General features: G+C 68.6%; 19 protein-coding genes and 1 tRNA gene. 10 read left to right on the forward strand and 10 right to left on the reverse strand.

Annotation, left to right across the window (positions count from 1 at the left end):
* Positions 1-51 precede the first annotated feature (51 nt).
* Both AC07NF_RS22125 and cysS read right to left on the reverse strand, forming a co-directional pair.
* Positions 52-813: a 3-oxoacyl-ACP reductase gene (locus tag AC07NF_RS22125; RefSeq protein ID WP_492815529.1), complete on the reverse strand. Its 762-nt coding sequence runs from the start codon at positions 811-813 to the stop codon at positions 52-54.
* 5 nt (positions 814-818) lie between these two features.
* Positions 819-2,210, reverse strand: a complete 1,392-nt coding sequence (gene cysS, locus AC07NF_RS22130) for a cysteine--tRNA ligase (RefSeq protein WP_494627188.1) — start codon at positions 2,208-2,210, stop codon at positions 819-821.
* Between the two features lie 180 nt (positions 2,211-2,390).
* On the opposite strand from cysS, the gene folE reads away from it, so the two are divergent.
* Positions 2,391-3,023, forward strand: coding sequence for a GTP cyclohydrolase I FolE (gene folE, locus AC07NF_RS22135; RefSeq protein WP_454718022.1), 633 nt, complete (start codon positions 2,391-2,393; stop codon positions 3,021-3,023).
* Here folE and AC07NF_RS22140 read toward each other — a convergent pair whose 3' ends face one another.
* Positions 3,024-3,908 (reverse strand): DUF817 domain-containing protein, encoded by an 885-nt coding sequence (locus tag AC07NF_RS22140; RefSeq protein WP_494627186.1) that lies wholly within the window; start codon positions 3,906-3,908, stop codon positions 3,024-3,026.
* 62 nt (positions 3,909-3,970) lie between these two features.
* Here AC07NF_RS22140 and hisI point away from each other — a divergent pair, with 62 nt between their 5' ends.
* Positions 3,971-4,369 carry a phosphoribosyl-AMP cyclohydrolase gene (gene hisI / locus AC07NF_RS22145; protein WP_494627184.1) on the forward strand — a complete coding sequence of 133 codons (399 nt, stop codon included), beginning with the start codon at positions 3,971-3,973 and terminating at the stop codon, positions 4,367-4,369.
* Here hisI and AC07NF_RS22150 read toward each other — a convergent pair.
* Positions 4,327-5,358, reverse strand: coding sequence for an acyltransferase family protein (locus AC07NF_RS22150; protein WP_494627182.1), 1,032 nt, complete (start codon positions 5,356-5,358; stop codon positions 4,327-4,329). The two genes, hisI and AC07NF_RS22150, sit on opposite strands and share 43 nt — an antisense overlap.
* A gap of 45 nt (positions 5,359-5,403) precedes the next feature.
* Between AC07NF_RS22150 and AC07NF_RS22155 the strand changes: the two genes are divergently transcribed.
* The gene (locus tag AC07NF_RS22155; protein ID WP_494627180.1) at positions 5,404-6,030 is read left to right on the forward strand and encodes a LysE family translocator; all 627 of its coding nucleotides are present in this window, start codon (positions 5,404-5,406) and stop codon (positions 6,028-6,030) included.
* Here the strand turns inward: AC07NF_RS22155 and AC07NF_RS22160 are convergent.
* Both AC07NF_RS22160 and AC07NF_RS22165 read right to left on the reverse strand, forming a co-directional pair.
* Positions 6,027-7,724 (reverse strand): alkaline phosphatase D family protein, encoded by a 1,698-nt coding sequence (locus tag AC07NF_RS22160; protein ID WP_494627178.1) that lies wholly within the window; start codon positions 7,722-7,724, stop codon positions 6,027-6,029. The two genes, AC07NF_RS22155 and AC07NF_RS22160, sit on opposite strands and share 4 nt — an antisense overlap.
* A 199-nt stretch (positions 7,725-7,923) precedes the next feature.
* Positions 7,924-10,410, reverse strand: a complete 2,487-nt coding sequence (locus AC07NF_RS22165; protein WP_494627176.1) for a TonB-dependent receptor — start codon at positions 10,408-10,410, stop codon at positions 7,924-7,926.
* A 107-nt stretch (positions 10,411-10,517) separates the two neighbouring features.
* On the opposite strand from AC07NF_RS22165, the gene AC07NF_RS22170 reads away from it, so the two are divergent.
* From AC07NF_RS22170 to AC07NF_RS22195, 6 genes are all read left to right on the forward strand, one after another.
* Positions 10,518-11,543 carry an RluA family pseudouridine synthase gene (locus AC07NF_RS22170; protein ID WP_494627585.1) on the forward strand — a complete coding sequence of 342 codons (1,026 nt, stop codon included), beginning with the start codon at positions 10,518-10,520 and terminating at the stop codon, positions 11,541-11,543.
* 113 nt (positions 11,544-11,656) lie between these two features.
* Positions 11,657-12,364, forward strand: coding sequence for a hypothetical protein (locus AC07NF_RS22175; RefSeq protein WP_494627174.1), 708 nt, complete (start codon positions 11,657-11,659; stop codon positions 12,362-12,364).
* A gap of 91 nt (positions 12,365-12,455) precedes the next feature.
* Positions 12,456-13,301 carry an MBL fold metallo-hydrolase gene (locus tag AC07NF_RS22180; RefSeq protein WP_494627583.1) on the forward strand — a complete coding sequence of 282 codons (846 nt, stop codon included), beginning with the start codon at positions 12,456-12,458 and terminating at the stop codon, positions 13,299-13,301.
* Positions 13,302-13,382: 81 nt separating this feature from the next.
* Positions 13,383-13,802: a PaaI family thioesterase gene (locus tag AC07NF_RS22185; RefSeq protein WP_454718030.1), complete on the forward strand. Its 420-nt coding sequence runs from the start codon at positions 13,383-13,385 to the stop codon at positions 13,800-13,802.
* Between the two features lie 103 nt (positions 13,803-13,905).
* A tRNA-Ser gene (locus tag AC07NF_RS22190) sits at positions 13,906-13,995 on the forward strand.
* Between the two features lie 51 nt (positions 13,996-14,046).
* Complete coding sequence (locus AC07NF_RS22195; protein ID WP_494627172.1) at positions 14,047-14,859, forward strand: DNA adenine methylase; 813 nt, start codon at positions 14,047-14,049, stop codon at positions 14,857-14,859.
* Here AC07NF_RS22195 and AC07NF_RS22200 read toward each other — a convergent pair whose 3' ends face one another.
* Positions 14,860-15,285 carry a response regulator transcription factor gene (locus tag AC07NF_RS22200; protein ID WP_494627170.1) on the reverse strand — a complete coding sequence of 142 codons (426 nt, stop codon included), beginning with the start codon at positions 15,283-15,285 and terminating at the stop codon, positions 14,860-14,862.
* A gap of 12 nt (positions 15,286-15,297) precedes the next feature.
* On the reverse strand, positions 15,298-18,066 hold the full coding sequence (locus AC07NF_RS22205; RefSeq protein WP_494627168.1) for a PAS domain S-box protein: 2,769 nt from the start codon (positions 18,064-18,066) through the stop codon (positions 15,298-15,300).
* Between the two features lie 236 nt (positions 18,067-18,302).
* Here AC07NF_RS22205 and AC07NF_RS22210 point away from each other — a divergent pair, with 236 nt between their 5' ends.
* Positions 18,303-18,686 carry a response regulator transcription factor gene (locus AC07NF_RS22210; protein WP_454718034.1) on the forward strand — a complete coding sequence of 128 codons (384 nt, stop codon included), beginning with the start codon at positions 18,303-18,305 and terminating at the stop codon, positions 18,684-18,686.
* Here AC07NF_RS22210 and nagE read toward each other — a convergent pair.
* A complete protein-coding gene (gene nagE / locus AC07NF_RS22215; protein ID WP_494627166.1) occupies positions 18,683-20,422 on the reverse strand; it encodes an N-acetylglucosamine-specific PTS transporter subunit IIBC in 1,740 nt (579 codons plus the stop codon). The genes AC07NF_RS22210 and nagE overlap by 4 nt on opposite strands.
* 18 nt (positions 20,423-20,440) lie before the next feature.
* Positions 20,441-22,921 (reverse strand): phosphoenolpyruvate--protein phosphotransferase, encoded by a 2,481-nt coding sequence (ptsP, locus tag AC07NF_RS22220; protein WP_494627581.1) that lies wholly within the window; start codon positions 22,919-22,921, stop codon positions 20,441-20,443.
* Positions 22,922-22,924: the final 3 nt, after the last annotated feature.

Raw genomic sequence — 22,924 nt, forward strand, 5'->3', positions numbered from 1 at the left:
CCCCGCTTTCGCGGGGATGATCGGATTTTGGGGGTTCGGAGCGTTCGAGTTCTAGTCGCGCACCAACCCACCATCCACCACCAGATTCTGGCCGGTCACGGCGCGGCTCCAGGGCGAGGCGAAGAACAGGACCGCGTCGGCGAACTGCGCCGGGGTCGTGACCTGGCGCAGCGGCGTGCTCTGGGCGATCAGGTCGAAGATCGCCTCCGGCGTCGCGGCGCTGGCGTCGGTCGTGCGCAGCAAACCGCCCGAGACCATGTTGACGGTGATCCCCGACGGGCCGAGGTCGCCGGCCGCTGTGCGGGTCAGCGACAGCAGCGCGGCCTTGGCGGCGGTGTAGTCGTGATACGGGACCACCGGGTTCTGGAAGAGGTTGGTGCCGACATTGATGATCCGGCCGAACCCCGCCAGTTCCATGGCCGGCGCCGTGGCCTGGATCAGGTTCAGCGAGCCCCGCAGCGCGACATCCAGCTGGCCCTGAAAATCCTCCCACGGGATCGTCTGCAGCGTGTGACGGCCATCGCCATTGAAGCTGAAGTCGCCCAAGGCGTTGTTGACCACCGTGGTCACGTGGTCGCCGAAGTGCTCGGCCGCCTCATTGACCATGCGGCGGGTCTCGTCGCGGTCGCTGACGTCGGCCTGGATCGCCACGGCGCGATCCCCGAGCTCCTCGGCGAGCGCGAGGGCGGCGGCTTCGCTGCGGCGATAGTTGATCACCACGGACGCGCCTTGACCGGCAAAGGCGCGGGCGATCGCGGCCCCCAGTCCCCGGCCCGCGCCGGAGACCAGGACCACCTGCTTTTCGAACGTCACGTCGTTTAGTCCTTCATGCGCCACGTTGCGCCCGACGGGCCGTCCATGACCACCACGCCCAGGGCGTCGAGTTCGGCGCGGATGGCGTCGGCGGCGGCCCAGTCCTTGGCGGCGCGAGCAGCCAGACGCTTGGCCAGCAGGTCCTCGACCTGGGCCTTCAGCTCGTCGGAGGCGTCGCCTTCGAACCAGCTGTCCGGGTCGGCCTGCAGGAAGCCCAGCAGGGCGCCGGCCTCGATCAGGCGGGCCTTGTTGGCGGCGATGGCGACAGTATCGCCAGCCGTCACGGCCTTCTCGATCAGGCTCGACACCTCGAACAGGGTCGAGGCGGCCAGCGGGGTGTTGAGATCGTCCATCAGGGCCGCGACCGTGTCGGCCGGAGCCTCCATGGCCTGGTCCATCGGCACGTCTTTGGCGCGGCGCAGGGCGCCGTACAGGCGGTCCAGCGACTTGCGCGACTGCTCGATCAGCTCGGGCGTCCAGTCCAGCGGCTGGCGGTAGTGGGCCGACAGCAGCGCCCAGCGGATCACCTCGCCCGGCGTGGTCTTGAGCAGCTCGTGCGGGATGATCACGTTGCCCAGGCTCTTGGACATCTTCTCCCCGGACATATCCAGGAAGCCGTTGTGCATCCAGTAGTTGGCCAGCACCGGCAGGTCGTGGGCGCAACGGCTCTGGGCCACTTCGTTCTCGTGGTGCGGGAAGGTCAGGTCGATGCCGCCGGCATGGATGTCGATGGTCTTGCCCAGCGACTTGTCGATCATGGCCGAGCACTCGATGTGCCAGCCCGGACGGCCCGCGCCCCAGGGGCTGTCCCACTCGGGCTCGTTTTCCTTCGACGGCTTCCACAGCACGAAGTCGGCGGCGTGGCGCTTGTAGGGGGCGACCTCGACGCGGGCGCCGGCGATCATCTCATCCAGCGGCCGACCGGAGAGCTGGCCGTAGTCGGCGAAGCTCTGGGTGTCGAACAGCACGTGCCCCTCGGCGGCGTAGGCGCTGCCGTTCTCCACGAGCTTGCCGATCATCTCGACGATCGCGCCGATATGGTCGGTGGCCTTGGGCTCGAGCGTGGGACGCAAAGCGCCCAGAGCGTCGGCGTCCTCGTGATAGGCGGCGAGATAGCGGTCGGTGATGACCTTGATCTCGACGCCCTCGTCGGTGGCCTTCTTGTTGATCTTGTCGTCCACGTCCGTGACGTTGCGGGCATAGACCACCGCGTCCTCGCCATAGAGGTGGCGCAGCACCCGGAACAGCACGTCGAACGCCACCACGGGCCGGAAATTGCCGATGTGGGCGTAGTTGTAGACCGTCGGACCGCAGACATACATCGTCACCCGCTGGGGATCGGCGGGAACGAAGTCGCGCTTCTCGCGCGCCATGGTGTCGTGGATCTTCAGGGTCATTGGGTCGCGGGAACCTAACGTAACGGAGGTGTTGCCCCGCGAAGGGGCCGGCCCCATATAGCTAGGACGCGCTCCGATCACCACGTCTGTTTGGTGTGGGAGGCGCGACGGGTGGCACGCGTAATTCCGGAGCGACAGGCGCTTCGGCGCAACTCAGCCCGGGAAGAACCCCTTCAAAACATGGACGCACTGACCCGCGAGCGAACCCTGATCGGCTCTGAGACCGGTCTTGATCTTGAACCCGCCCAGCGCCCCACCCGAGACGAGGCCATGGCCGCCGTCCGGACCCTGCTGGCCTGGGCCGGCGACAATCCTGACCGCGAAGGCCTGCTCGACACGCCCCAGCGCGTGGTCGACGCCTATGGCGAGTGGTTCGCCGGCTACAACGGCGACCCGGCCAAGGAGCTTTCGCGCACCTTCGAGGACGTGCAGGGCTATGACGACATGGTCATGCTGCGCGGCATCGACGTGCAGAGCCACTGCGAGCACCACATGGCGCCGTTCCTGGGCAAGGCCTGGATCGCCTACATGCCAACCGGCAAGGTCGTCGGCCTGTCCAAGCTGGCCCGCCTGACCGAGATCTTCGCCAAGCGTCTGCAGACGCAAGAAACCATGACCATGCAGATCGCCGACGCCATCGAGGACCACCTCTCGGCCGCCGGCGTCGCCGTGCTGATCGACGCCGAGCACCAATGCATGAGCACCCGAGGCGTCCACCACCACGACGTCTCGACGATCACCACCCAGTTCCGCGGCGTGTTCAAGACCGACAAGGTCCTGCAGCAGCGGTTCATGGACCTGGTGCGGAAGTAACTACGCGGCTGCGCGGATCCCTTCGCGGATCCGCGCGACGCAGGCATCCACCGGCCGGTGCACCAGCGTCACCAAGACAAAGCTGATCAGCATCAGCAGATACCAGGCGCCCATCTTCTCGAACGGCACCATGTGCCAGCCCTTGGCCTGGCTGGGATAGATCCAGGCCCCGGCGAAGGTGCCCAGGTTCTCGGCGAACCAGATGAACAGCGACACCAGCACCGCGCCCATCAGCATCGGCATGCGGCGCGCGGTCTGGTCGGGCGTGAACACGAACCAGGTCCGGCCGAACAGGATCGCCGACAGGGCGAACAGCCCGATCCGGAAGTCCATCATGTAGTGGTGGGTGAAGAAGTTGGCGTAGATCAGCACCGCCAGGATGTGCGTCGTCCAGAACGGCGGATAGCGCACGAAGGTGATGTCGAAGAGCCGCCAGATGCGGGCGATATAGCTGCCGACGCAGGCGTACATGAAGCCGGTGAACAGCGGCACGCCGCCGATCCGTAAGATGCTGGGCTCGGGATAGATCCACGAGCCATGGGCGGTCTTGAACAGTTCCATCACCGTGCCGACGGCGTGGAACATGAAGATGACCAGCGCCTCGTCCCAGCGCTCCAGCTTCAGGGCCAGCAACATGGCCTGGATGGCGACGGCGGCGATCACCAGGAAGTCGTAGCGCGCCAGCGGCGCGCCAGCCGGCCACAGCAAATGCGTGCCGACTAGCAGGACCAGCATCAGGCCGCCAAACAGGCAGGCCCAGGCTTGCTTCAGCCCAAACAGCAGGAACTCGTAGGCATAGCCGTTCCAGCGCGACTGGCGCGCCCACGGTCTTGCCCTCTCGTCCAGCGCCGCCACGCCGGCCTTGATGCGGTCTTTCAGGCTCATCGCTTCCCCTAAAGCGGGCGGGAAACTAGCGCAGGCTCGAACCCTGCGCCATATGTGGCGCCATGAGCACCGACCTGTTCCCCCAAGCCCACACCAAGCACGATCTGGAGCGTGGCTCTGCCCTCGCCCCGCGCTTCAACGCCGACGGCCTGGTCGTGGCGGTGGCTCAGCATGCCGACACCGGCGAGATCCTGATGCTGGCCTGGATGAACGACGAAGCCCTGAAGCTGACGGTCGAGACCAGCATCGCCCACTATTTCAGCCGCTCGCGCAACGAGCTCTGGAAGAAGGGCGAGACCAGCGGCCAGCTGCAGGACGTGGTCGAGCTGCGGGTGGACTGCGACCAGGACGCGGTGCTGCTGAAGGTGCGCCCGCGCGGCGACGGCGGCGCCTGCCACGTCGGCTTCCGCTCGTGCTTCTACCGCGTGCTGGAAGACGGGGCGCTGGTCGAAAAGCCCTGATCCTGGGTCTTGTGGGGCTTCCGGCGCAGCAACGCGGCCGTCCAAGGCTCGAACCACCGGTGTGCGGCCCACGCCGCCGCCAGGGCCAGCGGGATCGCCAGCAGCTTCAGGTTTCCGGGCGCGAACGCCGTCAGGATCGGGATGTGCAGGGCGTAGAGCGCGTAGGACATCCCCGCCAGGCCATCCAGGACCGAGCGCAGCCGCCCCGCCACCGAGGCCCGCGCCGCCGACCCGACCAGCAACGGCATCAGCGCCAGGGCGGCGACCAGGTCGAACGCTCCGCGCGCGGCCTCCGGAACCGGCGCCGCCAGGACCAGCACCACCGCCGCCAATAGAGCGCCGATCGGCAGGGCCGGAACCTTCAACCGCCCCGTCATCGCCAGCCGCGCCAGCAGCACGCCGGCGAAGAAGCCAAACACCACGCGCGGCGCACCAGCCCACCAGTTGAAGCCATAGGGCCCCAGCGAGCCCGTGCCATAGGCCAGGGTCAGGGCCGCGTGCGCCAGTCCGCCCAGGACGACCAGGGCCAGCAGCCGCCGCGTCGTCAGCCACGGCGCGATCAGGGCGTAGAGCAGGTTGGCCAGCAGCTCCCACATCAACGACCATTGCGGGCCGTTCAGCGGGAAGACGTCGTGGCCGGCCGCGAACGGGACAAAGACCGCGCCCAGGGCCATCAGCAACAGCGCGACGCCCGGTTCCTTGCCCTGGCCCAGCCAGATCGCCGCGCCGAGCAGCAGGCCCAGCAGCGCCATGGGATACAGCCGCTTGATCCGCCGGACCATGAACGCCCGCCCCTCGCCGGCCGCCAGGTCTTCGTCATAGGCGCGAGCCAGCACGAAGCCGCTGATCACGAAAAACAGGTCGACCGCCAGATAGCCGTGGCCCAGCACGGCGCCCGCCGGGAACAGCATCCGGGCGTGAAAGGCCAGCACCAGCAGGGCGGCGAGGCCTCGCAGGGCGTCCAGGCCGGGGATGCGGCTTGCGGTCATGCATCCAGCAGACCATGGATTGGTTGAAGAAACCGGAAGCCGTCGATGACCTCATCCGAAGCCCTGATCGCCTTCACCCTGGCCGCCGGCCTGCTGACCCTGACACCGGGCCTGGACACGGCGCTGGTCATCCGCACCGCCGCCGCCGAGGGTCCGCGTCGCGCGGTCGGGGCCGCGATCGGCATCGGCCTGGGCTGCCTGGTCTGGGGCGCGGCGGCGTCGTTCGGGGTCGGGGCGCTGCTGACGGCGTCGGAGCTGGCCTACACGGTGCTGAAGTGGGCCGGCGCGATCTACCTGGCCTGGACCGGGATCCGCATGGTCCTCAAACCCCGCGACCAGTTCGAGCCGGGCGAGATGAGGCCCGTCGACGCCGGGCCCATCGCGGCGATGCGTCGGGGCCTCTTGACCAACCTGCTCAATCCCAAGGTCGGGATCTTCTACGTCTCGTTCCTGCCCCAGTTCATGCCGGCCGGCGTCGATCCGGCGCGGTTCGGCCTGCTGCTGACCAGCATCCACGTGGTCGAGGGCCTGCTGTGGTTCGCCGCCCTGATCGCTGCAACCGTGCCGATTGCGGGGTTGCTGCGCGTGCCGGTGGTGGTCCAGTGGCTGGACCGCATCACCGGCAGCGTCTTCGTGGCGTTCGGGCTGAAGCTGGCGCTGGAGCGGCGCTAGCCTTCCTTCAGCGCCTCGACCCCGCCGCCGCTCGCCGGCGTCACGACAAACCGCTTCAGCACGCTGGTCTCGTACTTGGTGTCCACGATCGTCGACACCGCGATCAGCTCGCCGGTCGCCTTGCCGTGCTCCAGGGTCAGCAGCAGGTAGCCCTTGGCGCTGGGGTGGGCGTACTTCACTTCCTTGTTGCGCTGGACGAAGGCGTCGCCCAGCGGCACGCCGGGCAGGATGTCGCCATAGCCGGGCGAGGTCACCGACGTCGCGCCGAACTCGGCCGCCACCCGCTTGTCGCCGGCGTCGTTCCACAGCTCGTTGACCCAGAACATGTGGCTGTCGCCGGCCAGCACGATCGGCCGGGCCTTGGCGGCCGTGAGAATGTCGTACACGCGCTGGCGATCGGCCGGATAGCCGTCCCAGGCGTCCAGGTTCGAGGGGATGTCGTAGGCCGACATGGCGTCCGACAGGGCCACGCGCTTCTTGGCGTAGTCGGGCAGCTTGGCCAGCAGGCCCTGGAACGCTTCCTGGCCCATGGTCTTGGACAGGCTGGGCGGCGCGACGCGGGCCATGACCACCTGGTTGCCCAGCACCTGCCAGGCCGTCCCGGCCTTGGTCGAGGCGCCGACCTGGCCGGCCAGCCACTGCTCCTGCTTCTCGCCCATCATCCGGTGAGCGGGGTTCTTCCATTTGGCGGTGAAGGCGGCCAGGTCCGGCTTGCCGTCGACCATCGGCAGGTCGACGTCGTAGTCCAGCTCCTGGGTGCGGCCCGTCAGGCGGGTCTCGACCATCAGCAGGCTGGCCACGTCGCCGAACTGGAAGTCGCGCCAGGCGGCCTCGGGCAGCGTGCCGTGCGCGTCGCGGATCGGCATCCATTCGTAATAGGCCTTCAGCGCCGCGGCCTTGCGCGCGGCCCAGTCGCCCTCGGTCTTGGGATCGTGGTTCTCGGCCCCGCCGATCCAGCTGTCATTGGCGGTCTCGTGGTCGTCCCAGACCACGATCCACGGCGCGCGAGCGTGAGCGGCCTGCAGCGCCGGATCGGTCTTGTACTGGGCGTGACGGGCCCGGTAGTCGGCCAGGCTGACGATCTCGTGCGCCGGCTGCGGCATGCGCGTCTTGGCCACCGGCGAGTTCATGCCGTAGTCCTTGGGACCACCGCCGTACTCGTAGATGTAGTCGCCCAGGTGCAGCACCGCGTCGACGCGATCCAGCTTGGCGATGGCGTCATAGGCGTTGAAGTAGCCGTTCGGATGCAGGCTGCACGAGGTCACGGCCAGGACGACGTCCTGGGTCTTGCCGGCCGGCAGCGTGCGCGTGCGGCCGACCGGCGAGGTGACGCCGTTGGCCTTGAAACGGTAGTAGTACTCGGTCGCCGGCTTCAGGCCCTGACCGTCCAGGTCGTGCTTGACCGTCCAGTCGCGGCTGGCGCGGGCGCGCAGGCCGCTGGACTTGGTGACCATGGTCTTGAAGTCGGGATCGGCGGCGACTTCCAGGTCGACATCGATGTCGCCGGTGGTCGTGTCCTTGGGCGTCACGCGGGTCCAGAAGATCGCGTAGGTCGTTCCGGGATCGCCGCTGGCCACCCCGTGCTCGAAGGCCACCGCGCCCTTGTAGTAGTTGATGGGCTGAGCGACGGCCTCGCCAGCGGCGGCGCCCGACAGGCCCAGCAGGCCCAGAACCTTACGACGATCGATCTTCATGAGGCGGCCCTCCGGTAAGCGTACGAGACAATGGAAAGGGAATGGCTCGCGGACCATCCCCAAAGTCCGACTTCCCGGCGAAAGCCGGGACCCAGATCCCAAAGCGTCTGGGCTGATTGGAAGAGCGCTGAGCTGATGGCGTCAGACTCAGCGCTCCTCAATCTGGGCCCCGGCTTTCGCCGGGGAAACGGTAATGTTTTTAACGGCGGAACGTGACGCCCACGCCCATGAAGCGCGGCTTGCCGGCGATGAAGGTCGGGATGCCGAAGCTGTCGCCGGTGTTGCCGGCGTCCTTCAGGTAGCGCTCGTCGGCCAGGTTCTCGACGAAGGCTTCGATCTTCCAGCGGTCGTCCACGGCGCCGAAGCCGATGCGGACATTGGCCAGACCGTAGGCCGACTGGAACTCGTCGACCTTGGTGTCGGGGAACAGGCCGGCCGACTGCAGGTCCGAGCGATCGTTGTCGTCGTCGAAGAACATCTTCGAGCGCCAGGTGTAGGTCGGGGTGAAGGTCAGCTTGCCGCCCAGGGCCTCGCGGCTGAACGCGGCCCCGACCGAGAAGGTCTGGTCGGGCGACAGGCGGAAGTGGTTGCCCTCGCGCAGGCCGCTTTCCAGGCGGGCGTGGTTGTAGGCGTAGGTGCCGAACAGGGTCCAGAAGTCGCCGGCCTGGACGCGGGCCTCGCCCTCGAAGCCATAGGCCTTGGCCTTGCCGGCATTCAGGGTCACGACCTGTGCGCCTTGGCGGAAGCTGGTGGCGAAGTTGTCGTAGTCGTAGCGAAACACCGAGCCCGACAGGAACAGGCGGCCGTCCAGCAGCTTGCCCTTGGCGCCGGCCTCGTAGCTGTTGACCTCCTCGGCGTCGACAACGTTGAAGCGGGCCGGGCCCATCGACGTCGCCGGGGCGCTGGTCGAGATCACGTCCGGACGGCGGCCGCGGGCGTACGAGGCGTAGAAGCTGAGATCTTCCGAGGCCGCGTAACGACCGACCAGGCGCCAGGTCAGGCCGCTGTCGTCGATCTTCTTAGCGTAGGTGTCGCCGTTGTTGGCGGTCGGCTGGGCGATCAGGCCGACCTTCGGCGTGGCGGCGTTGTTCACGGCGTTCGGCTGGGCGGCCAGGAACAGGTTGGTCGGGGTCGGGGCGTTGATCAGGATGCCCAGGATCGAGCCGCCGTTGTCGACGCTCGAGCGGTAGGCCGCCTCACGGTCCTCGCTGGTGTAGCGCAGGCCGGCGGTGATCTCGAACTTGTCGGTCAGCTTGAACGTGCCGTCGGCATAGACGTCGTAGGCGGTGTTCTCGCTGGAGTTGGCGAAGGTCTCGCGGTGGATCGGCTTCAGGTTGGCGACCAGGCCCGGCGCCAAGCTGGACGGGATGCCAAAGCCCAGCTGCAGCACGGTGGCCAGGTAAGCCGGGTTGGTCAGCACGGCCAGCGGCTGCGGGTTCGGACGGCTGATGCCCAGCGGCGTGTTGCCGGCCAGCAGCGCGAGAACGAGGCGCTCGTCGAACTGGCCGGGGATGCGCCACGAGCCGGTCTCGTGGAAATAGTTGGCGCCGACGAAGCCCGAGAAGCGGCCGCCGTTGTCGTAGCGCAGGCGCAGTTCCTGGCTCTGCTGGCGACCTTGGGCGTCCTCGGCGAAGGTCAGGATCGGCAGGCTCGTGCCGTCCGGATCGAACACTTCCACCGAGTGGAAGGCGCGCGAGGCGGTGATCGACGACAGGGTCAGGCTGTCGTTCAGACGCCAGTCGACCAGGGCCGTGACGCCGTAAACCTTGCGGTCCAGACCCAGCGGCGTACCGCCTTCGAAGCCCGCGCCCGGCGACAGGGTCGCGGCCGAGCCGACGTCGGTATTGCCCAGCACCGCGCCCGTCACCGGGTTGGTCGGGTTGAAGGTGTGGCTCTTGAACGAGGTGCCGCTGGTGTCGTCTTCCTGATAGTTGCCGATCAGGTCGATCTTCAGCGGGCCCGGCTCCAGGTGATAGGCCAGGCGCACGGCCTGGGTGTCGGTCGAGTTGAAGGCGTCGCCGCCGGCCGCGTCCTTGACGTAGCCGTCGTTCTGGCGCGTGCGGGCGGCGATGCGCAGGGCGCTGCCATTGCCGAACGCGAAGTTCACCATGGCCTCGCCGACCGCGTAGCCGCCGGTGCCGCCCTCGGCCTTGGCGGCCCAGTCGAAGCTGGCCGGATTGGCCTTGTTCTGCACCAGGTTCACCGCGCCGATCAGGGCGCCGCGGCCGAACAGGGTCGATTGCGGACCCTTGGCGATTTCGACACGCTCCATGTCGAACAGCTCGACATACGAACCGCGCGAGCGCGAGATCGGCACGCCGTCCTGGAAGATCGAGACGCGGGTCTCGTCGGTGGCCGAGCCGCTATCCGAGGTGATGCCGCGCATCACGAAGCCGGAATTGTTGTTCGACTGGTTCTGGACCAGGAAGCCGGGGGTGAAGGCCGACAGCTCGTCGAACGCCTTGACGCCGATGGCCTCCAGGAACTTGCCCGAATAGGCGGTGACCGCGATCGGCACCTCGACCGGGTCCTGGGCGTGCTTCTGGGCGGTGATGACCAGTTCGCCGAGGTTGGTGGTCTGTTCGTTGTTGGCGGCCGGCGTCTCGTCAGCCGCGAAGGCCGGAGCGGCGGCGACCAGGGCCAGAAGGCTGGCGGTCAACAGGGCGGTGGTACGGAACGTGCGCATGGACTATCCCCCCAAAAACAAGAATGCGTACAAAAACTCGACCTCGGCCGTAGGCATGGCCGATGTCGACGACGCGACGAGAGTATGACGGAGCGATGAAACCCCCGGTGGATGGCGTGGACGACACACTGGATGACGAGGTCCTGGACGATGGCGCCTCGCCCGTAGGCGATGGACTGAGCCTGATCGCCGACCTGCCGGACGCCCTGGCCGGTCAGCGCCTGGACAAGGTTCTGGCCCCGCTGTTTCCCGACATCTCCCGCGCCCGCCTGCAGGCCCTGATCGGCGAGGGCCGCCTCAGCCTGGACGGCCAGCCGGTGACCGACGCCTCGCGCAAGGCCAAGGCCGGGACCTACCTGCTTTCCGTCCCGCCGCCGGCCCCGGCCGATCCGGAGCCCCAGGCCCTGCCGCTGACCATCCTCTACGAGGACGCGCACCTGATCGTGGTCGACAAGGCCGCCGGCATGGCCGTCCACCCCGGCCCCGGCACCCCGGACGGCACCCTGGTCAACGCCCTGCTGCATCACTGCGGCGACAGCCTGTCGGGCGTGGGCGGGGTGGCGCGGCCGGGCATCGTCCACCGCCTGGACAAGGACACCTCGGGCGTCATGGTCGCGGCCAAGAGCGACGTGGCTCACCAGGGCCTGTCCAAGCTGTTCTCGACCCACGACATCGACCGCCTGTACATCGCCCTGACGCGCGGCGCGCCCTCCCCGGCCAACGACACGATCGAGACCCAGATCGGCCGCTCGCCGGGCGATCGCAAGAAGATGGCCGTGCTGCGCTCGGGCGGCCGCACCGCCATCACCCACTACCGCGTCGAGGCGGTGTTCGGACCCCAGGACAAGCCGCTGGCCGCGCGCGTGGCCTGCCGCCTGGAGACCGGCCGCACCCACCAGATCCGCGTCCACATGGCCAGCAAGGGCTGCCCCTGCCTGGCCGACCCCGTCTACGGCGCCAGCCAGCCGGCCCAGGCCGTGCGCGAGATGATCGCGGCGGCGGGCCTCAAGCGCCAGGCGCTGCATGCGGCGGTGCTGGGCTTCGTCCATCCGGTGACCGGCGAGACCCTGCGGTTCGAGACCCCCCTGCCGGCCGACATGGCGACGCTGCAGGCCGACTTGGAAACCCTCTGACCACGGCCCATATCCTCAAGACGGGCCAAGCTTGCCAAGGCGGCAACAAAAGCGCCCTAATTGCGCTGGCTTGGCGCTCTAGGGTTTCGAGCCTGTCACTGTGGAGCGTACTCATGCGGCCCCTTCTCGCGATCATCGCCGTTAGCGCCGCGCTCTCGGGTACCGCCTTCGCGGCCACGCCGGACGACGAAGTGATCGCCACCGCCCAGGCCAAGCCCAGCGCCGAGGCCCTGGCCGCCCAGGCGCCGCCGGCTCCGGTCGCGACGGCCACGCCGGCCCCGCTGACCACCCAGCAGCAGATCGACAACTTCATCTACCACTCGCCGCCGATGGACGACGAGCACCGCGGCATCCTGCCCGCCGGCTTCTCGGATGACCGCGACGCGGACGGCAAGCGCAAGGTCCACGGCTCGATCGGCGTGTCGGTCGGCACCGGCGGCTATCGCAGCGTCTACGCCTCGGGCCTGTTCCCGGTCGGCGAGAACACCACGGTCGGCATCGCCGTCTCCAAGACCGACTTCGGCAAACACGGCGGCGGCTACTATGCCGATCCGTACTATGGCGGCGGTGGCTATGGCGGCGGCTACTATGGCGGCGGCTTTGGTACCGGATATGGGTACGGTCCGGGCTATGGTCGCACGCGTGGCGGTTCGCAGCAGTCGGTCGCCCTGTCGGTGATGACGGGCAACACCGGCCGTTCTGGCGACGCTCCGGACGGCTGCGCCCCCGGATTTCGCGACGGCGGCCGCTATGTCGAGCCCCTTTGGGTCGAAGGCATGCGCGAAGGCGCCCATCCGTGCTCGGCCGCCGGGACCCGCTGATCGGGCGCAAATTCATCAAAAGCTACGCCGCTGTTCGCGGATGTTTAACAGCTTGGCGGCCATGTTGCCGGCCTTGGGCGTCCGAGGCTTTTTGATGCAGCCGGAAATCACCGCATACCGCCATCCCGCGACCGGGACGGTGACCTATCTGATCGTCGATCCGGCCACCTTCCTCTGCGCCATCGTCGACCCCGTGCTGGATTTCGATCCGGCGACGGAAGCCGTCGACACCAGCTTCGTGGACGGCATCATCGCCGACATCCGCGCCAAGGATCTGGGTCCGACCTGGATCCTCGAGACCGGCCTGCACGCCAATCACGTCTCGGCCGCCGGCCATCTGAAATACGAGACCGGCGCCTCGGTCTGCATCGGCGCCAATGTCGTCGAGAGCCTCAAGCGCCTGGCCCCCAAGTTCAACGAACCCATGGTCGACGTCGAAGGCTGGGACTTCGACAAGCTGGCCCAGGACGGCGACAGCTTCCCGATGGGCGGCGTCGAGTTCACCCCGATCTTGCTCACCGGCCGCCTGCCCGGCGCCGTCGCCTATCGCATGGGCGACGTGCTGTTCACCGGCGACGTGATGCTCGCCCCCGGCGAAGGCGCGGGCCGCTGCGACATCCCCGGCGCCGACCCCGGCAAGGTCTGGGACGACGCCCGCAAGTTCCTCAAGCTGCCGCCCCAGACCCGCGTGCTGCCGGGCGTCTGCGCGGGCGAGACCTGCGAGTCGACCATCGCAGAGGAAAAGACCGCCAACATCCAGCTGAACGAGACGATCGACCGGCTGGACTTCATCGCCCTGCGCACCGCCGCCGACGCCTTCCTGCCCGACCCGGTGCTGGCTAGCGCGGCCCTGCGCGTGGCGATCCGCTCGGGCAAGCTGCCGTCCGAGCCGGAAAGCGGCCCGCGCTTCCCCGTCGTCGACATCACCAAGCTCTAAATTTCGTTTTCTTTAGAAACGGACTAGGCGCCGCCGCGCTCGCCGCATAAGTTTCGCATGCGAACTTAGTGGAGATGACGCGTGGCCGAGGATTTCAGCGAAGCCCTGACCGCCGGCCAGGCCGGCTCCCTGCCCGACCTCCTGGGCCTGCAGTGGCTGGAAGCCACACACGGCCTGGTGAAGGGCCGCTTCGACGTCGGCCCGCGGCACATGGCCCCCAACGGCTTCCTGCACGCCGCCAGCGTCATCGCCCTGGCCGACTCGGCCTGCGGCTATGGCTGCGTGGTCTCCCTGCCCGAGGGCGGGACCAGCTTCACCACCATCGAGCTGAAGTCGAACTTCTTAGGGACCGCCCGCGAAGGCGGCGTGGCGGTCGAGGCCAAGCTGGTGCACGGCGGCCGCAACACCCAGGTCTGGGACGCCGTGGTGACCAACGAAACCACCGGCAAGACCATCGCCCTTTTCCGCTGCACCCAGATGATTCTGCGACCAAAAGGCTGATCGCGAAAAAGCTTCATCGAGGGGGTTGCGTCCCGGCGGCGACGCCGTTAGACATCGCGCCCTCGACCTCGGGAGGCTCAAAAGCCTCCTGGACCGGCGGCCTGGAGAGGTGGCAGAGTGGTCGAATGTACCGCACTCGAAATGCGGCGTGCCTGGAAGGGCACCGTGGGTTCGAATCCCACCCTCTCCGCCACCACCCTTTACCTTTGAACATCGCCGACCGGCCCCACACACGGGACCGCGCATGAGCCTGGCCGCTGTTCCGTCGATCCTGAAATGGACCGGCAGCAAGCGCAGCCAGGCTGGCGAGATCGCCCGGCTGGTCCCGGCGCATGAGCGCTATTTCGAGCCGTTCGTGGGTGGCGGGGCGGTGCTCTACCACCTGGCCCGCGAGGGCGCGGCGGCCAGCGATCTCTACGCCCCGCTGATCGGCTTCTGGACGATGGTGCGCGACGCGCCGCAGGTGCTGATCACCGACTATGCCGACCAGTGGCGGCGGCTGCAGGACGACCTGCCCGGCTACTTCTACGCGGTGCGGACCCGGTTCAACGCCGAGCAGCGGCCGACCGACCTGAACTTCCTGATGCGCACCTGCGTCAACGGCATCGTCCGCTTCAGCCAGGCCGGCGAGTTCAACAACTCGTTCCACCTGTCGCGCAAGGGCATGCTGCCGGTGCGCTTCGAGAAGGCCGTGCGGACCTGGTCGGCGCGGATCCAGGGCGTGGACTTCTTGGTCCGCGACTATCGTGAGGCCTTGGCGCAGGCTCGCCCCGGCGACTTCGTCTATCTGGACCCGCCCTATGCCGGGAACCACCAGCGCTATATCGGCGGCATCGACGAGGCGGCTCTGTTCGCGGCGCTGGAGGACCTGAACCGGCGCGGCGTGACGTGGGCGCTGTCGTTCGACGGCCAGCGGGGCGAGACGGTCTATCGCGCAGCCGTGCCCGAGAGCCTCTATCAGCGCAGGCTGTCGCTGGTCAGCGGCAATTCCGCCGTCGCCAAGGTGCTGAACGGGCCGATCGAAAAGGTGTCCGAGGCGCTGTATCTCAGCTGGTAGTCAGTCCAGCTGGACGATCTGGCTGTCGTCGCCCTTGGAGGCGCTGCGGAACTTCTCGGGGTTCAGCATGGCCTCGACCCGCTTGAGCAGGTCCTGCGGGCCGAACGGCTTGACCAAGTAGCCGTCGGCGCCCTGGCTCATCGCCTCGCGCACCGTGGCCACGTCGCCGCGCGCGGTCATCATCATCACCGCCGCCTTGACCTTCTGGTACTTGCGCAGCAGGCGCAGCACCTCCAGCCCCGTCATGTCGGGCATGTTGATGTCGAGCAGAACGAGATCCCAGCGGGCGGTCTGCAGGGCCTTGATGCCCAGCTCGGCGGTCGCCACGGACGAGACGCTGTAGCCGGCCTGGGCCAGGACCAGCTCGACGAACTGGCGCACCACGGCGTCGTCATCGATCACCAGGACAGCGGCGGACGCGGGCACGGCGAAACTCCCTTAGTGCATCATCTGGCGCCGGGGCGCGGCGTCGGCGACGGCGAGCTCGGCTTCCCAACGTCGGGCGACGCCGATCGTTCGCGAGACGAGGCCCAGTGTCAAATCCAGAGCGGCGGCGTGGTCGCCCCCGGCCTCGATCAGCGCTTCCAGCTCGCGGCAGGTCTTGGACAGGTCCAGGAACCCCATCATGCCCGACGAGCCGGCCAGGGCGTGGGCGTCCTCGCGCACGGTCTGGGCGTCGCGCTGGGCGAAGCGGTTCTCCAGCTGGGCCACCAGGATGGCCAGCAGCGAACGCACGGCCGAGGCGCCCATCGACTCGACGAGGTAGCGGCGAGCTTCCTCGCCGGCGTCGGTTTCCGGTTTTGCCTGGACGGGCTGGTTAGACGCCCGGAAGACCATATCCAGCACCCGCTCCAGCGCGGCCAGGTTCAGCGGCTTGGTCAGGTGATCGTTCATGCCGGCCGCCTCGCAGCGGGCCAGGTGTTCGGGCTGGGCGCTGGCGGTCAGGGCCACGATCGGAATGTCGGCGAAGCTTTCACCAGATGCGCGGATCGCCTGGGTGGCCGCGAAGCCATCCATGACCGGCATCTGGCAGTCCATCAATACCAGTTCGAACGGCAGGGCGCGCAGGGCCTCGATGGCCTGGGCGCCGTCCTCGGCCAACCCGACCTCGCAGCCATACTTGCTGAGCAGGGCCAGCATCAACTCGCGGTTCAGCTCGACATCGTCGACAACCAGAATGCGGCGGCCGGGCAGGCGCAGCGGTTCGGGGGCCGAGGCGGTCTTGGTCCCGGTCTGGACATCGCCGGCCGGCAGGGCCAGCTCGAACCAGAAGGTCGAGCCCTGGCCCGCCGCGCTACGCAGGCCGATTTCGCCGCCCATCAGCTGGACCAGCTGGCGCGAGATGGCCAGGCCCAGGCCGGTGCCGCCGTAGTGGGCCGAGACCGACGAGCCGGCCTGGACAAAACGATTGAAGACGCCGTCCTGCTTGGCGGTGTCGATGCCCGAGCCGGTGTCGACGATCTCGACCCGCAGGCGCGGCGCGGCCGCGTCCCCGCCCAGGCAGGTGAGGGTCGCGGTGACCCCGCCCCTGGAGGTGAACTTCACGGCGTTGGACAAGAGGTTCAGCAGCACCTGGCGCACGCGGCCGGCGTCGCCGATCACGCAGGCCGGCGTGTCGGTGTCGATCATGGTCTTCAGGCGCAGGTCCTTGGCGGCCGCCTGCGGCTCCAGCATGGCCACGGTCTGGCGCAGCAGCTCGGCCGGGTCGAACGGAGCCTTGTGCAGCTCCAGGGCGGCGGCCTCCAGCTTGGAGAAGTCCAGGACGTTGTCGATCACCGCATGCAGGGCCTGGCCGGCGCCGTGCGCCAGCGCGACCCGCCGCTGGTCCTCGGCCGACAGGTCGCGGCTTTCGGTCAGCAGGCGCGTGAAGCCGATGATGCTGTTGAGCGGCGTGCGCAGCTCGTGGGACATGTTGGCCAGGAAGTCGGCCTTGGAGCGCATGGCCGTCTCGGCGTTCAGGCGCGCCTGGGCCAGGGCGTCTTCCTGGGCCTTCTGGGCGGTGACGTCGCGCAGCACGTCCAGATAGCCGGTCGGCCGGCGCGTGGTGTCATCGCGGATGAGGACCGGGTTGCTCTCCAGCCAGATCCACTCGCCCGTCAGCTTGTGGAGCACGCGCCAGCGCACCCGGTCGATCGGCTGGCCGGCGATCAGGCGGCCGAAGGCGTTGCTGACCAGCACCTGGTCGTCGGGATGGGTGATCTGTAGGGAAGAGCGGCCGACGATGTCCTCGGGCGCGTAGCCGGTCACCGCCTCGCAGGCCGGCGAGACGAAGGTCGCCAGGCCCTGCATGTCGCTGGTGACGATGATGTCGGTCGCGTTCTGGGCCATCAGCCGATAGCGGTTCTCGATGGCCCGCGCCTCGGTCAGGTCCTGGATCTGGGCGATGAAGTGCTTGGGCGCGCCGTCGTTCTCGCGCACCAGCGACACCGACAGCCGCACGGGGATGATCGCCCCGTCCTGGCGGATATAGCGCTTCTCCATCTGGTAGCCGGGGATCTGGTCGGCCAGCAGCTGGTTCAGCAGGGTCAGGTCGGCGTTCAGGTCATCGGGATGGGTGATGGCCTGGAAATCCAGCGCCAGGGCCCGGGCGACGTCGTAGCCGATGATGTCGCAATAGTGGGCGTTCAGCTTCAGGAAGCGGCCGTCCAGCCCGACCAGGGCCATGCCGATCGGGGCGTGGTGGAAGGCGGTTTCGAACAGCTCTTCCTGGGCCGTCTTCTCGGCCAGCAGGCGCTGGTTCTGCTCGAAGGCCAGCTGGCGCGACATGGCCGCGCCCAGCAGCGAGGCCAGCACGCGCAGGATCTCGATATCGTCGTCGTCGAAAGCGCTCTTGTGCTCGGAAAACACCTTCAGCACGCCCAGGGCCTCGGCCGCGTGCATCAGCGGAGCGCAGACCATCGAGCCCACGCCGACCCGCACGCAGGCCTCGCGGTCGACGCGACCATCGGTCAGGGCGTCGGCGCAGATCAGCACCTCGGCGGCGGCCACGCACAGGCCGGAGAAGCTGCCGTCCTGCTTCAGGCGCATGCCGATCAGGCTTTTGTCGGTGGCGGCGCGGTAAACGAGGTCGCCGCCGTCGACCAGCTCGACGATCGCGCCCTTGGCGCCGGTCAGTTCGGCCAGGTGCTCGACGATGGCCTGCATGAAGGCGTCGAGGTCGAGACCGGCTTCGGCCAGGGCCGTCTGGGCCGTGGCCAGGCGAGTCATGCGGTCGAGGCGCGCGCGCAGGGTCGCGACCTCAGTCCCACTGTTTCCAGTTAGGGCGTTTTCAACGGCCATCACGGACTTTCTGTCCCGCCCAAACGTGGGCTCAAGCCTTATCCGTCGCGCAAAAGCATGAAGGGCGGGTTAGTCACGATGCAACCTGCGGCCTCTTGATCCCGCCCCGTGGCGCGGCAAGGCTGGAGTCGCGCTGCGTTCGAGCGCCCTGGACAGGATGCCCCATGCCGTCAGTCGCCGTCGCGCCTACGATCTTCGTTGTCGATGATGACCCGTTGATCCTGGCGTTTCTCCAGACCGCGCTGGCCCCGCAAGGCTATTCCGTCGAGCTGTTCGAGACCGGGGAACGCATGCTGGGCAAGGTCCAGAGCGCCCCACCAGCCCTGTTCGTGCTCGACGTCCGCCTGCCCACTACCGACGGCATCGAGCTCGTCAGAACCTTGCGGTCGATCGCCGCATGCGCCGACATCCCGATCCTGATGCTGACCGGCGAAGGCCGCCTGGACCGGATCGTCATGGCCATGCAGGCGGGCGCGAACGGCTACCTGATGAAGCCGTTCGCGCCCGAGCAACTGAACGCCAAGATCCGGGATCTGCTGGCCGGCTAGAGCAGGCAGCGCATGGCTTCGCCGACGCGTTCGGCGGAGGGACCCAGCACCACGTGCACCGCGCGCTCGCCGACGCGGACGACGCCACGGACGCCGGCGGCGTTCAGGGCGGTTTCGTCGATGGCGGCCGCGTCGTTCACCACCACCCGCAGGCGGCTGGAGCACGTGCCGACGACTTTGAGGTTGCCGGCTCCGCCCAGGGCGGCGGCCAGGACCTGGGCCTTCTGGTCGTCCTCGACGGTGGGCAGCACCGACGGCGCGGCCTTGGCGGTCGTGACGGGTTTGGCGGGAGCCGGAGCCCCCATCGCCTCGCGGATCTCCCCGGCGACGGTGTCGGCGATCGGGCCCAGTACGACCTGCAACGCCTTGTCCGACGGTTTGACGATCCCCCGCGCGCCCAGGGCCTTCAGCGCCGACTCATTGACCGCGCCCTGGTCGGCGACGATCAGGCGAAGGCGGGTCGTGCAGGCGTCGACGCTGGTCAGGTTGCCCGCGCCGCCCAGGGCCTGGACGAAGTCGGCGCCGCGTCCGCTGCCGGTCGAGACGGTCTCGGCGGCAACGGTCTCTTCGTCTTCACGGCCGGGGGTCTTGAGGTTGAAGCGCTGGATGACGAAGCGGAAGACGCCGTAATACAGCGCGCCATAGGCCAGGCCGACCGGGATCAGCAGCACCGGGTTGGTGGCCTTGCCGAAGTTCAGCACGTAGTCGAACAGGCCCGCCGAGAAGGTGAAGCCCAGCTTGATGTTCAGGACGTTCATCAGCGCCATGGCCACGCCCGTCAGCACCGCGTGCACGGCGTAGAGGGCCGGGGCCAGGAACATGAAGGAAAACTCGATCGGCTCGGTGACGCCGGTCAGGAACGAGGTCAGGGCCAGCGAGAACAGCATGCCGCCGACGGCCTTTTTCTTCTCGGGCTTGGCGGTGTGGTACATGGCCAGGCACGCGGCCGGCAAACCGAACATCATGACCGGGAAGAAGCCGCTCATGAACGCCCCGGCGCTGGGGTCGTCGGCGAAGAAGCGGCGCAGGTCGCCGGTCGCGCCGTGATAGTCGCCGACCACGAACCAGGCGATGTTGTTCAGTACGTGGTGCAGGCCGGTGACGATCAGGATCCGGTTCAGGAAGCCGAAGACCAGCAGGCCCAACTCGCCCGAGCCGACGATGGCCCGGCTGGCGGTGTCGACCGCGCCGTTGATGCCGTCGTAGCCGACGCCGATCAGCAGGGCCATGACCAGGCCCGCCAGGCCCGCGATCATCGGCACGAAGCGCCGGCCGCTGAAGAAGGCCAGGTATTCCGGCAGCTTGAAGGTCGAGAAGCGGTTGTAGAACAGCCCGCCGATCACGCCTGAAATGATGCCGATCGGCGCGCTCAGCTTGGCCAGGGCTTTCGCCTTGTAGGCCGCGCCCGCCAGGTCGGCGTGGGCCGTGACCAGGCCGGCGGTGATCTCGGCCGGCACATGCAGCAGGGTCTTGGCGCCCTCGGTGGCGATCAGGAAGCAGACGACGCCGGCCAGACCGGCCGCGCCGTTGTTTTCCTTGGCCAGGCCGACGGCGACGCCGATGGCGAAGAGGAGGCCAAGGTTCGAGAAGATGGCGTCGCCGGCCGCGGCCATGAAGCCGATGTTCAACAGGTCGGGCTGGCCCAGGCGCAGCAGCAGGCCGGCCACCGGCAGCACCGCGATCGGCAGCATCAGGGCCCGGCCCAGAGGCTGGAGGATCTCGAGCGGAGACTTCATCCGAGACTTCATGGGGGATCAGGCTCCGAAGCTCTTGACCAAGGCGCGGACGGCCTCGGGGGAAGTCTGATTGAGCGCCTGAGTCGCAAGCTCGCGACAGGCGTCCAGGGACAGGGCGCGGACCTTGGCCTTCACCTCGGGCGCGATGGACGCCGTGGTGGAGAGCTCGGTGACCCCAAGGCCCAGCAGGATGGCGGTGGCGGCGACGTCGGAGGCCAGGCCGCCGCAGACGCCGACCCAGCGATGGTGCTTCTCGGCCCCGCGACAGGTCTGGTCGATCATCCGCAGCACGGCCGGGTGCAGGGCGTCGATGCGGGCGGCCAGCTCAGGATTGCCCCGGTCCATGGCCAGCACATACTGGGTCAGGTCGTTGGTGCCGATCGACAGGAAGTCGGCCTCGGCGGCGATCAGGTCGGCGGTGACGGCGGCGGCGGGCGTCTCGATCATCACGCCCAGCTCGATGCGCTCGACCACGCCCATCTCGCGCTTGGCCTCGTCCAGCACGGCGCGGACGGCGCGCAGCTCGTCCAGGCTGGCAATCATCGGGACCATGATCTTGCACTGGCCCAGCGGCTTCACGCGCAGGATGGCCCGCAGCTGGGTCTTGAGCAGGTGCGGCCGCCACAGCGACACGCGCACGCCGCGCAGGCCCAGGGCCGGGTTCTCCTCGGCCGGGATCGGCAGGTACGGCGCGGCCTTGTCGCCGCCGACGTCCAGGGTACGGATGATCAGCGGCTTGCCGTCCAGGGCCGAGGCGATGGCTTGGTACTGGCGGGCCTGTTCGTCCTCGTCCGGCGGGGTCTCGCGGTCCAGGAACAGGAATTCGGTGCGCAGCAGGCCAGAGCCCTCGGCGCCATTGGCCACGGCCGCCAGGGCGTCATTGACCGAGCCGGTATTGGCGAAGACCTCGATACGGACGCCGTCCTTGGTCACGCACGGATCGTGGGCGGCGGCCTTGGCGGCGGCGCGGCGCTCCTGGCGTTGGGCCAGAGCGGTCTGGGCCGCTTCCAGCGCGGGAGCGTCCGGCGCCACGCGCAGCGTGCCGCTGTCGGCGTCCAGGATCAGGGCCGCGCCGTCCTTGACGCCCAACAACGCGCCGCCCAGCGCAACGAGCGCCGGGATGCCCATGGCCGCGGCCAGGATGGCGACGTGCGAGGTCGGGCCGCCGCGCGCGGTGGCGAAGCCGGCGACGGCGGCGGGATCCACGCCCATCAGCTGCGAGGGCAGCAGTTCGTCGGCCAGCAGGATCGAACCCGACGGCAAGACCGTGGCGTCGTCTTCCTCGCCGGCCAGGGCCTTCAGCACCTGGCGCTCCAGGTCGACCAGGTCGTCGACGCGCTCGGCCAGGCGACGGTCGCCCAGGCCGCGCAGGGCGTCGACATAACCGCCGACCGCCTTGCGCCAGGCATAGCCCGCGCTCTTGCCCTCGCCGATCAGGCGGCGCGCGCCGGCCGACAGTTCGGGGTCTTCCAGGAAGGCCAGGTGGGCGCCCAGAATGGCCTTGCGGGCCTTGTCGCCCTTGGCGGCATTGGCCTCGATCTTGGCGCGGACCTTGTCGAGGGCGGCGGCGAGCGCCACTTCCTCGTGGGCGACGCCCTCGCCGGCTTCACGCACGACGATGTCGCTCGAAGCCAAGCGCACGGCCTTGCCGATCGCCAGGCCCGGCGCGGCCAGCACGCCCCTCAGCACGCCGTCGCGGGGGAGTTCGGCGGGACCGGTCGGCTCGGGGGTCACAATGGCTGGCGCTGCTTTCGCAGCGACCGGAGCCCCCTCGCCCATGCCGCCTTCGATCAGCTCGGCGATGGCCTGAATGGCCGCCTCGGCGTCCATGCCGGACGCCACCACCTGGATCGCATCGCCATGGCGGATGGCCAGGGACATCACGCCCACGGGGCTCTTGGCGCTGGCCCGGCGGTTGACGGCCACCAGCGCGACCTCGGCCACGAACTTGCGGGCGGTCTCGGCGATCCGCGCGGCCGGACGGGCGTGGATGCCGTGCATCAGCGGCACGACCACGTCACGGGCAACCTCGCCTGCGGCCACCTGGCTCGCGGCCACGGCGCCGCCCACCGGCGACAGCTCCATCAGGAAGTCGCCGACCGAGATCGCCCGATCCTGGTCGCGGCGCACGATCTCGAAGGCGTCCAGATTGGTGATCACCACCGGGGTGATCAGGCTGCGAGCGCGCTGGGCCAGCAGGTCCAGGTCAAAGCCCAGCAGCTTATCGCCGGCCTTCACGCTCTGGCCTTCCTTGACGAAGACGGTGAAGCCCTCGCCGTTCAGGGCCACGGTCTCCAGGCCCACATGCATCAGGATCTCGACGCCGTTGGCGGCCCGCAGGGTCACGGCGTGGCGGGCGCGGTGCACGGTGGTGACCACCGCGTCGCACGGCGCGTGCAGGGTCGAGTCCAGCGGGTCGATCGCCAGGCCGTCGCCCAGCATCCGCTCGGCGAACACCGCGTCCGGCGTCTCGTCCAACGCCGCGAGCCAGCCCTTCATCGG

The organism is Caulobacter sp. GW821-FHT10A06, from assembly GCF_059415805.1.